The organism is Ciceribacter sichuanensis, from assembly GCF_024055605.1.
Lineage (GTDB): Bacteria > Pseudomonadota > Alphaproteobacteria > Rhizobiales > Rhizobiaceae > Allorhizobium > Allorhizobium sichuanense.
The window spans coordinates 614,315-625,255 of record NZ_JAMXLX010000002.1 but is presented as its reverse complement, the minus strand read 5'-3'; the positions used below and the strand labels follow the sequence as shown (position 1 = coordinate 625,255).

The 10,941-nt window shown below is 60.4% G+C and carries 8 protein-coding genes; 4 read left to right on the top strand and 4 right to left on the bottom strand.

Annotation, left to right across the window (positions count from 1 at the left end):
- Positions 1-119 precede the first annotated feature (119 nt).
- Positions 120-1,121 (top strand): COG3904 family protein, encoded by a 1,002-nt coding sequence (locus tag NBH21_RS09270; RefSeq protein ID WP_250915774.1) that lies wholly within the window; start codon positions 120-122, stop codon positions 1,119-1,121.
- A 33-nt stretch (positions 1,122-1,154) separates the two neighbouring features.
- Here the strand turns inward: NBH21_RS09270 and NBH21_RS09265 are convergent, their stop codons facing one another.
- Positions 1,155-1,670, bottom strand: a complete 516-nt coding sequence (locus NBH21_RS09265; protein WP_250915775.1) for a TIGR00645 family protein — start codon at positions 1,668-1,670, stop codon at positions 1,155-1,157.
- A 238-nt stretch (positions 1,671-1,908) separates the two neighbouring features.
- On the opposite strand from NBH21_RS09265, the gene NBH21_RS09260 reads away from it, so the two are divergent.
- Positions 1,909-3,588 carry a formate--tetrahydrofolate ligase gene (locus NBH21_RS09260; RefSeq protein WP_250915776.1) on the top strand — a complete coding sequence of 560 codons (1,680 nt, stop codon included), beginning with the start codon at positions 1,909-1,911 and terminating at the stop codon, positions 3,586-3,588.
- Between the two features lie 254 nt (positions 3,589-3,842).
- Positions 3,843-6,026, top strand: coding sequence for a TonB-dependent hemoglobin/transferrin/lactoferrin family receptor (locus NBH21_RS09255; protein ID WP_250915777.1), 2,184 nt, complete (start codon positions 3,843-3,845; stop codon positions 6,024-6,026).
- Positions 6,027-6,088: 62 nt separating this feature from the next.
- Here NBH21_RS09255 and NBH21_RS09250 read toward each other — a convergent pair whose 3' ends face one another.
- Positions 6,089-6,700: an extensin-like domain-containing protein gene (locus tag NBH21_RS09250; RefSeq protein ID WP_250915778.1), complete on the bottom strand. Its 612-nt coding sequence runs from the start codon at positions 6,698-6,700 to the stop codon at positions 6,089-6,091.
- 565 nt (positions 6,701-7,265) lie between these two features.
- Between NBH21_RS09250 and NBH21_RS09245 the strand changes: the two genes are divergently transcribed.
- Positions 7,266-9,455, top strand: coding sequence for an anthranilate synthase (locus NBH21_RS09245; RefSeq protein WP_250915779.1), 2,190 nt, complete (start codon positions 7,266-7,268; stop codon positions 9,453-9,455).
- A gap of 33 nt (positions 9,456-9,488) precedes the next feature.
- On the opposite strand, the gene NBH21_RS09240 is transcribed toward NBH21_RS09245, so the two are convergent.
- On the bottom strand, positions 9,489-9,950 hold the full coding sequence (locus NBH21_RS09240; protein WP_250915780.1) for a hypothetical protein: 462 nt from the start codon (positions 9,948-9,950) through the stop codon (positions 9,489-9,491).
- Between the two features lie 242 nt (positions 9,951-10,192).
- Complete coding sequence (locus NBH21_RS09235) at positions 10,193-10,759, bottom strand: dual specificity protein phosphatase family protein (protein WP_250915781.1); 567 nt, start codon at positions 10,757-10,759, stop codon at positions 10,193-10,195.
- Positions 10,760-10,941: the final 182 nt, after the last annotated feature.

Sequence of the window (10,941 nt, the reverse complement as noted above, 5' to 3'; positions counted from 1 at the left end):
TGGGACGCACACAGGACGCTCTGACGTCTTGAAGTGACACATCGAGCTTTCCGAAAATCGATTTCGATTTTCGGTCCGATGCGCTAGCGTGCCCTATCTGCAACCAGGGCGTTCGGCACGTGCGCATTGCTTTTTCTCGCAAAATCCTCTCCCCCATATTCCTCGTTCTGCTTGCATTTCTTGCCTCTGGCGTTGCCGCATGGGCCGCCGACAGCAAGGCGAAGCCGAGGGACGACGATCCGCCGATGAGCTTCATCCTGGTGCGTAGCGCCGGTTGCCAGGAGAACTGCACGGAATGGATTTCAGCGGAGGGTCGGATCACATCCGATACGCCGGCGCGGCTGAAGAAGATGTTGAAGACACTGGGCAGCAGGAAGCCGCCAGTGGTGCTCTTGTCGCAAGGCGGTGATGTCGATGCATCGCTGCAGATGGGCCGGATGATCCGCAAGGCCGGACTGGAAACAGCCGTGGGAGCGACACGGCTCAAGGACTGTCCCACTGCGGAACCCAGATGCAAGGCCGGTATCGCCAGGAAGGGCGCGTCGGAGGGGCAGGCCTTTTCATGGGGTGCCTACTGTGTTTCGGCCTGCCCGTTCATGATGGCCGGCGGCACCGTGCGCTCGGCTTCACAATGGTCTGTTCTCGGCGTTCATCAGATCACGACGATCCAGCGGAGCGTTCAGGTGACCTATGAGATCCAGTACAAGATGGTGAACGGCAAGAAGAAGGAAGTTTCCCGCAAGGAGGTGAAGCGCAGGCTCCGGAATGAAGGGGAGAGCACGAAGCTTTCGAAGAAGGCACGGGCTAAGCTCAACGCCTACTTCACCGAGATGGGCGTCGACCTCGGCATCATGGATTTCGTCAGCAGCGCAGACCCGAAGAACCTGCGTGTTCTCTCGGTGGTCGAAGCCCTCAAAATAGGACTGCTCACCGACATGCTGGCCTCCTACGAGACGCCGGGAATGTTGCTCTGCACGGAAAAGGACGGGATCGATGTCCGCTGTCATCGCCGTGGACTGCCACCACCCCCTCCGGCCGCGCCAGAGGCAGCGCCTGCGTCCGCCACGATCGAGCCGGCTGGCGAGGCGGTATCGACCGTCACGGCAGCGCAGGGAGGGTAAGCCGTCGTAAGGGAAGCCGCCGCCGGTTCGGGCTTACAAACCCTTTTCTTCGTATTTGCCCTTGGACATCAGCTTCTCGAGGAAGCCGAGCATGACGGCGGATACGACGAAGGCCAGATGCATCAACGTCAGCCACATGATCTTGCCGTCGGTAAACTGATTGGCGTTGAGGAAGACCTGCAGCAGGTGGATCGAGGAGATGGCGACAATGGAGGAGGCGACCTTGATCTTGAGGCTGCCGGCATCGAGCTTGCCGAGGAAGGAGACCTCCGCGTCGGTTTCGTCGAAACGGCTGACGAAGTTCTCGTAGCCGGAAATCATCACCATCACGATCAGGCTGGCGACGAGTGCTGCGTCGATCAGGCCGAGCATGGCAAGGATCATTTCCGCTTCGCCATATTCGAAGACATTGCCGGCGACCTTGAGGAACTTGTAGCCGAATGACACCGCATAGACGGCAAGCGCTGCGACAAGGCCGAGATAGAAGACGACGAGGATCCATCGGCTGGAAAGGATGATCTTTTCAACGAGCAGTTCCAGGGACTTCATCTTGCGGGTTCTCCATTGTCTTTGACGGGCAAGGGGATCGGGTGAGGTGCACGCGGCGAGACATAAAGGGAGCCATACTGCACTACAAGAGGCCAATTGTCCCGCATCGACAATGCCGAGGGACGTTTAGCCCTTTTTGCAAGGTGTCGTTTGAACAATTTCTTTTCCATTTGCGCCATGTTCGGCTATCTGCACGTTTCAATCGCCGGAAACAGGCCACGGGGTATGGGAGCAGTCCATGGGTGACGTCAAATCCGACATCGAAATCGCACGCGCGGCGCGCAAGCTGCCGATCCAGGCCATTGGCGAGAAGCTCGGAATTCCCGCGGAGCAGATCATGCCCTATGGCCACGACAAGGCGAAAGTGTCGGCCGAGTTCATCCGCTCGCTTTCCGGCCGTCCCGATGGCAAGCTCATTCTTGTCACCGCCATCAACCCGACGCCGGCAGGCGAAGGCAAGACCACCACGACGGTTGGGCTTGGCGACGGGCTGAACCGGATCGGCCGGAAGACGCTGATCTGCCTGCGCGAGCCGTCGCTCGGTCCGTGCTTCGGCGTCAAGGGCGGGGCCGCTGGCGGCGGTTATGCGCAGGTGGTGCCGATGGAAGACATCAACCTGCATTTCACCGGTGATTTCCATGCCATCACGTCTGCCCACAACCTGCTCGCCTCGCTGATCGACAACCATCTCTACTGGGGCAACGAGCAGGGCATCGACAGTCGGCGGGTGAGCTGGCGGCGGGTGATGGACATGAACGACCGGGCGCTCCGGGAGGTGGTCTGCTCGCTTGGCGGTGCTGCGAACGGCTATCCGCGCGAAACCGGTTTCGACATCACCGTCGCCTCCGAGGTCATGGCGATCCTCTGCCTTGCCGTGGACCTTGAAGATCTGGAGCGGCGGCTCGGCGATATCATCATCGGCTACCGGCGCGACAGGAGCCCGGTCTTCGCCCGAGACATCAAGGCGGACGGCGCTATGGCGGTTCTGCTGAAAGACGCGATGCAGCCGAACCTCGTGCAGACGCTCGAAAACAATCCGGCCTTCGTGCATGGCGGGCCGTTTGCGAATATTGCCCATGGCTGCAATTCGGTGGTGGCGACGAAGACCGCGCTGAAGCTTGCCGATTACGTCGTGACCGAAGCAGGCTTCGGCGCCGACCTTGGGGCGGAGAAATTCTTCGACATCAAGTGCCGCAAGGCGGGGCTGAAGCCGGCTGCGGCGGTTATCGTCGCGACGGTCAGGGCGCTGAAGATGAACGGCGGTGTAGGCAAGGAAGACCTCGGCCACGAGAATGTGGACGCGGTGACCCGCGGCTGCGCCAATCTGGGGCGTCACGTTGCCAATGTCCGGCGCTTCGGCGTGCCGGTGGTCGTGGCCGTCAACCACTTCATTTCCGACACGGAGGCCGAAATTGCGGCGGTCAGGGAATATGTGTCGCGGCTCGGAACGGATGCGATTGTTTGCCGTCATTGGGCCGACGGTTCGGCCGGTGTCGAGGAACTGGCAAGGCGGGTCGCTGAACTCGCGGATTCCGGCCAGTCGGCGTTCCGGCCGCTTTATCCCGACAGCATGTCGCTGCTGGAGAAGATCGAGACGGTGGCGTCGAAGATCTACCACGCGGCGGAGGTGACCGCTGACAAGGCCGTGCGCGACCAGCTCGCGACCTGGGAAGAGCAGGGCTACGGCAACCTGCCGGTCTGCATCGCCAAGACCCAGTATTCCTTCTCGACCGATCCCAATCTGCGCGGCGCGCCCGAGGGGCATGTGGTGCATGTGCGCGAGGTGCGGCTTTCCGCCGGCGCGGGCTTCATCGTCGCGATCACGGGAGAAATCATGACGATGCCGGGGCTGCCGAAATCGCCGTCATCCGAGCGGATCTTCCTCAACGAGCAGGGCTATATCGAAGGGCTGTTCTGACGCGGCTTCTGCCGGAGAACGGGTTCCTTGTGCAAACGTGTTGCATTTTTGCACGGTTTTTTACCGCTCACGAAATCATGATTAAAATAATCACCTTTCATTTGTTGACTCTAAACATCATGTTTTATACCCGGCTATATCAAGGCGGGTAACCGCTGTCTGCCCAGGTTTTGACAACAACTCGATCGGCTTGGCCCAACGCGCTCCGCGCTTTGGGGACGGAGGAGCTTTGCCGGTGAAAGGACATATATTTCATGGTCTCTCGGCATTTCAGACCGCTTCTTCTTGCCTGCTCGGCACTTGTCGCCGTCTCTCCCGGATTTTCAGCCTACGCCCAGGACAGCAACACGGCGCCCGCCGAGGCCGGCGAAACCCAGCTCCAGACCATTGTCGTGAAGGGCAAGCGCGTCGCCAAGGGGTCCGTTGCCGACACGCCGCTTGCCACGCAGACGACCAAGGACGATATCGCCAAGAAGGAGATCGAGGATCTCGACGATCTCGGCAATACGACCGAGCCGGGCGTGAGCTTCGTCGAATCCTCACAGAGCGTGAACATTCGCGGTCTGGAAGGCGACCGCGTGCTGACCACCATTGACGGTATTCCTATCCCCTATCTTTCCGATGCCGTGCGCACCTCCTTCGGCGGCGCCAACAGTTACGACTTCTCATCGCTTTCGAGCATCGACATCCTGCGCGGCTCGGACTCCAGCCGTGCAGGCTCGGGCGCACTCGGTGGCGCGGTGCTGCTGCGCACACTGGAGCCGGAAGATTTGATCGGCGAAGGCAAGGATTACGGCGGCATCGCCAAGACGACCTATGACAGCTCCGACAAATCCTTCGGCGGCTCCTTCGCCATCACCAATAAGATCCAGGACACTTCCGTCCTGTTGCAGGGTAGCTACAAGAAGGGCCACGAGCAGGATACCGGCGGCGATGTCGGTGGTTACGGTTCTACCCGCACTGAAGCGGAGCCGGAGGATTACGACAAGAAAAACGTGCTCTTCAAGGTTCGCCAGGATCTTGAGGGCGGTCACCAGATCGGGATCACGGCCGAGCACTATGACTTCGATTCGACTACCGATCTGAAGGCCAGCCAAGGGGGCACCTATGCCCGGGACAATTACGACGAGATCGCCGACCTGACGCGTAATCGCGTCTCGCTCGACTATCGCTATGATGCCATCGGTGAAGACAGCCTGATCGATTCGGCCTTCGCCACGCTCTACTGGCAGAAGACCGAGAAGAGGGACGGGACCGACGGCTATCGTAACACGGCGCCGATCGGCGAATACAGCCGCATCAGCACCAATGAGGAAAAGGCCATCGGCTTTGCCGGCTATGTCTACAGCGATTTCGCCACCGGGGCCTTGCAGCACAAGCTGACTGTTGGAACGGACCTGAGTTTCGCGACGACGACCCAGTTTGCCAAGGGTGAGGATAGCTGCGATGTCACCTATGTTGCGAACTGCGCCTTCCTGCACACCAACCAGGCGGACATGCCGGAAACCGATGCGAAGAAGATCGGTCTTTATGCGGAAGATCGCATCGAGATCGGTTCCAGCGGCTTCTCACTGACGCCCGGCCTGCGCTTCGACTGGTACGACTATGACCCGCAGGATACGGCCGGCTACGAAAACAATACTGGTTATGCCGGCCTGCCGGACGGCCAGTCCGACTGGGCGCTTTCGCCCAAGCTTCGGGCCGGCTGGCAGGTGCGTCCGGATGTCGAACTGTTCGCGCAGTTCGCCACCGGCTTCAAGGCGCCGAACGTCTCGCAGCTCTATTCCAATTACGATAACGCGCCGCTCTATCGTCAGGTCGGCAATCCCGATCTCGAGGCGGAAAGCAGCTACGGTTTCGAAGTCGGCGCCAATCTCGGCGACGAGGATTTCGGCGGCCGGATCACTGCCTTCACCACCCGTTACAAGGACTTCATCGATACCGAAACCGTGGCGCTTGCCGGCTATCGGCTCGGCAGCTTCGAATTCTTCAACCGCGCCAATGTCCGCATTTCGGGTATCGAGGCGCGCGGCCAGAAGAAGTTCGCCAACGGCTTCAACGTGCATGGCTCGCTTGCCTATGCCTATGGCGAGGATCTCGATACCGACGAAATCCTGGGGTCGGTTGCGCCGCTGAAGGCAATCCTGGGCGTAGGCTATGAGACGGAAACCTGGGGAGCGGACGCCACCCTCGTTGCATCTGCTGCGGTCCGGGACAGCTCCACGGCAAGCACAAAGCCTGCCGGCTACGGCGTTGTGAACCTCACGGGCTGGTGGGAGCCGGAACAGGTGAAAGGCCTGCGCGTACAGGCTGGCGTCTACAACGTCTTCGACAAGACGTATTTCGATGCGCTGGAAGTCAAGGATATCGCCAATGCTTCCGAACTCTATTCGGAAGCCGGCCGCTACTTCAAGATTTCGCTCACCCAGAAGTTCTGAGCGAAAGCTGGAATATGAGTCTGCAGGACGGCGCCGCTTCGGCGCCGTCTTTCGTGTGACGACTACCGGCAATAGCGGAAGTCGCCGTTGCGTTCGAGAATGTCGAGATGCAGGTGGTCCTGATGCGCGGCGTCGCTGCCGGGGGAAAGGACGGTACGGAAATAGAGGCAGGCGAAAGCGTTCAGGCTGCGCTGGAAGGCGGCGGGGAGGTCGGATGCCTCCGGCCTGGCGATGCTCATCGGCACGGTTCCATTTTCGAATTCGAGCGATGAGATGTCGATGGCGTTGCCGCGGGCATGTTCGGAAATCTTGCCATCGTCCGCCCCGTTTCGATTGCGGCAGACATAGGCCGAGGCGTGATGCACAGCCTTGAGACGCCCCTTCTCCGGCATGGCAAGCCGGGCCGCCGGCTCCAGCATGTCGCGCGTCATGCGGGCGAGTTCAAGAGCGGTGTCGCAGCGGAGCGTCGCTTCAGGTTCGAGCTTCACCGATCGTGAGAGGGCGGTCACAGCAATCGGCCGATCGATGCCGCATCCGTCGCCGTCGTCGATGCGGGGGAGAGGCTTGAACGCAACGCCAAGGGTCGACAACTCCTTCGTGCACGCCTCGAAGGCTGCGGGATCTTCCGCCTCCACGGGCGGCGGAGGCGTCGGGGCCGGAGCTGGGGCTGGCACCGGGGCGGGGGCCTGAGACGATGGCGGTGGCGGTGGCTCTGACGGTGTCGGGCGCGCGGTTTCCGGCGGTGCTTCGGAGGGCTTTCCTGCCGGGATCTTTTTCTCTTCCTCCGCCGGGGGAAACGCGGGTTTTTCCTCAGGAACAGGCGGCGCCTGGGTTGACTGTTCGGGGCGCGGTTCCGGTATCGGAACGTTATCCGCACGAGTTATGCCGGGAGTGGTCGATAGCAGGAGGCAGAGCAGCAGGGTCGTGTTTCGCAATAAGCCGTCTCCGTTGTTGCGGGCAGGGGTTAACGACCGAGGGGACGGGAAGTTTCACCACGTCACTTTCCTCCAGTGTTTGCAGGGCTTTCAGTCGCGAGGGACTTGCGCTCATTGCCGCATGACGGTATGTGTTTCGCCATGATCAAGTCTTTGAACATCGGTAACTGGTGGTGGGCACGCTAACGCGGCCTTGACCAGTCATGTCCAAAGACAAGTGACCCAAAGCCGCCCGGAAAACCTGAGGCGGCTTTTTTGTATTCAGGCGCCTCGAACCGGGCCTTGAAAGCGGAGAAGCAGAAGCATGGCGACGATCATTCGGGATGATGGTGGGGAAATCTACGAGACCCGCGGGGGGATCAAGGTAACCCGGCAGCGGAGGGCAACACCCTATGCGGATGCCATCGGCAGCTATATCGACCGGCTCGACAGCCGTCGCGGCGCGGTCTTCTCCTCCAACTACGAATATCCCGGCCGCTATACCCGCTGGGATACGGCCATCATCGATCCGCCGCTCGGCATTGCCTGCTTCGGCCGCAAGATGTGGATCGAGGCCTATAACGAGCGCGGCGAGGTGCTTCTGGGTTTCATCGCCGACAAGCTGAAGACGGTCATGGACCTGACGCTCGGCGAGCGCACCGCCCGGCGGCTCGATCTCGTGGTCAATGAGCCCGATCGCGTCTTCACCGAGGAAGAGCGTTCCAAGATCCCGACCGTGTTCACGGCGCTGCGTGCGGTCGTCGATCTCTTCTATTCGGATGCGGATTCCTCTATCGGCCTGTTCGGTGCCTTCGGCTACGATCTCGCCTTCCAGTTCGACGCGATCAAGCTCTCGCTGGAGCGTCCGGAGGACCAGCGCGACATGGTGCTCTTCCTTCCCGACGAAATCCTCGTCGTGGACCACTATTCGGCCAAGGCCTGGATCGACCATTACGACTTCGAAAAGGGTGGTGTGACCACGGATGGAAAATCGGCGGAGATTCCGGCCGAACCCTTCCTGCATACCGACAAGATCCCGCCGCGCGGCGATCATCGTCCCGGCGAATATGCCGAACTCGTCGTCAAGGCGAAGGAAAGCTTCCGGCGCGGCGACCTGTTCGAAGTCGTGCCCGGCCAGAAGTTTATGGAGCGCTGCGACAGCAAGCCTTCCGAAATTTCCAAGCGGCTGAAGGAAATCAATCCTTCGCCCTATTCCTTCTTCATCAACCTCGGAAACCAGGAATATCTGGTCGGCGCTTCGCCTGAAATGTTCGTGCGCGTCTCCGGCCGGCGCATCGAGACCTGCCCGATTTCGGGCACGATCAAGCGCGGTGACGACCCGATCGCGGATTCCGAACAGATCCTCAAGCTGCTGAATTCCAAGAAGGACGAGTCCGAGCTCACCATGTGCTCGGACGTCGACCGCAACGACAAGAGCCGCGTCTGCGAACCGGGTTCGGTCAAGGTTATCGGCCGCCGTCAGATCGAGATGTATTCACGCTTGATCCACACGGTCGACCACATCGAGGGACGTCTGCGCGATGGTATGGACGCTTTCGATGGCTTCCTGTCTCATGCCTGGGCGGTGACCGTCACGGGTGCGCCGAAGCTATGGGCGATGCGTTTCGTCGAGGCCCATGAGAAGAGCCCGCGTGCCTGGTATGGCGGCGCGATCGGCATGGTCGGCTTCAACGGTGACATGAATACGGGCCTGACGCTGCGCACCGTGCGTATCAAGGACGGCATTGCCGAAGTGCGCGCCGGTGCTACGCTTCTGAACGACAGCGATCCGCACGAGGAAGAGGCCGAGACCGAACTCAAGGCATCCGCCATGATCGCGGCGATCCGCGACGCCAAGGCCGGCAACGACGCCAAGACCAAGCGCGGTGTCGCCAAGGTCGGGCAGGGCGTCAACATCCTGCTCGTCGATCACGAGGATTCCTTCGTGCACACGCTTGCCAATTATTTCCGCCAGACGGGGGCGACCGTTTCCACGGTGCGCACGCCGGTGCCGGAAGAGGTGTTCGACCGAATGAACCCGGACCTCGTCGTGCTGTCGCCCGGGCCGGGCAATCCGAAGGATTTCGACTGCAAGGCGACGATCAAGAAGGCGCGGGCCCGCAACCTGCCGATCTTCGGCGTCTGCCTCGGCCTGCAGGCGCTCGCGGAGGCCTATGGCGGCGAGCTTCGCCATCTCGCTGTACCGATGCACGGCAAGCCGTCGCGTATCCGGGTTCTGGAACCGGGCATCGTTTTCTCCGGGCTAGCCAAGGAAGTGACCGTCGGTCGCTACCACTCGATCTTCGCCGATCCGGCGACGCTCAACCGCGACTTCATGATTACCGCCGAAAGCGAAGACGGCACGATCATGGGTATCGAACACACCAAGGAACCGGTCGCCGCCGTACAGTTCCACCCGGAATCGATCATGACGCTCGGCGGTGACGCCGGCATGCGGATGATTGAGAACGTGGTCGCCCATCTTGCACGTCGGGCAAAGGAAAAGGCTGCCTGAGGGGTAGATAGCCAGCCTTGAGCTGGCTCATCTCTATGTTGTCAACACGCTCCACGTCGTGCCAAACACTACCGCGATTGTGCCCACTGCATAGAGTGTTCGAAATATCCATTGGTTAAGGCGCTCGCTAAGTGTGACGCCGCCAAAAGACTGAATGCTCCATCCTCTTGATGCCAACGTCGCCCAAAGTAGAATTGTGGTCCCCACGATAATAAAAGCGGCAGATAGTCCAGTCCGAGGACGGAGCAAGATTACGCAGATTTCGCCGGCGATGAAGCCAATGAAGACTGCACCGATACACCAAGCTAGGGATTCAACAAGGGCACGTCGGATTTGGAAAATCGGCGGATCCGTTGGTGTGCCGCTCTCCTGCTTATTCTGTAACTCAGAATCGGCTTTTTCTTCCTCTGCGAAGTCTGCAGGTCGGAATACCGCGAGATAAATCAATCGCGCCTTCATGAGAAAGCTGATGGGAGTTGGGTGGGTTGATGCCATTTTCCACTCCTGAAGGATTCGAAGAGGCTCTCATCGGTTGTTCCGACAAGCAAGCGGCGGTCTGATGGTGACGTCGGCATGCGGATGATCGAGAACGTGGTCGCCCATCTTGCACGTCGGGCAAAGGAAAAGGCAGCCTGAGGCAGCTTTATGCGTCGAATACGGAGGCCGGTGATTTCCGGCCTCCGCCATTCACGGCATCTGGCGGGTAGCCGTTATCCGACGATGCGCTCCCTGCGCCTTCAGCTATCCAGGCCGATTGCCTTCTCGAAGGTCTCCCATGTATCGTCCATGGCGTAGACGGAGAGGAAAGGCAGGTTGAGATGGCCATAGAGCGGAGAAAGCTGCCATTCCGCCGTCTCTTCATCGACGCCGGCAATCTGCTGCATGTACATGACCGAGGCGAGGCCGGTACGGTCGGCGCCGGCGCTGCAATGGATGAGGATCGGGCCCGGCGCATTGCGCATCAGGGCTATTAACTGCCGACTTTGCTCGACCGTCAGCATGCGCCTGGCCGACATGTGGAAATCGACGATCCCGGCATTGTGGGCATGGATAGTCTCCAGCTCGCGGCGGTACCATTCGCTCTGAGGGCTCTCACCCCGCAGGTTGATGACCGTCTTGATCCCGTAACGGTCGATATAGGCGGCGAGTTTTTCCGGCGACAATTGGGCGGAGCGGTAGAATTTTCCGGCGATGACCTCGTGGAAATTGCCCGTCAGTTGCAGCATGCCAAGATAGGCCCCGAGGCCGAGCGCGAGTGCGCCGGTCGCGATACCGAGCCGGCGGGCAATTTTTAGAAGCTTCATTCCGCCTTGTCCTGATCCGCGTTTCGACCGGAGCGCATGGGAGGCCGATAGCCATCCATCCCGGCGTTTCTGTGACATGCGCCGGTTCCGGTTGCCAAGGGGTATCGCATGGCATTCTCCGACGCAATACGTGGCCGGGGTGGGGCATATGGATTGACCCGGATGGACTGATGTCTTAATGA

Coding starts and splice junctions, on each gene's coding strand:
- NBH21_RS09265 (WP_250915775.1), bottom strand. CDS start 1,670: ATGAAGTCCCTGGAACTGCTCGTTGAAAAGATCATCCTTTCCAGCCGA.
- NBH21_RS09260 (WP_250915776.1), top strand. CDS start 1,909: ATGGGTGACGTCAAATCCGACATCGAAATCGCACGCGCGGCGCGCAAG.
- NBH21_RS09255 (WP_250915777.1), top strand. CDS start 3,843: ATGGTCTCTCGGCATTTCAGACCGCTTCTTCTTGCCTGCTCGGCACTT.
- NBH21_RS09245 (WP_250915779.1), top strand. CDS start 7,266: ATGGCGACGATCATTCGGGATGATGGTGGGGAAATCTACGAGACCCGC.
- NBH21_RS09240 (WP_250915780.1), bottom strand. CDS start 9,950: ATGGCATCAACCCACCCAACTCCCATCAGCTTTCTCATGAAGGCGCGA.
- NBH21_RS09235 (WP_250915781.1), bottom strand. CDS start 10,759: ATGAAGCTTCTAAAAATTGCCCGCCGGCTCGGTATCGCGACCGGCGCA.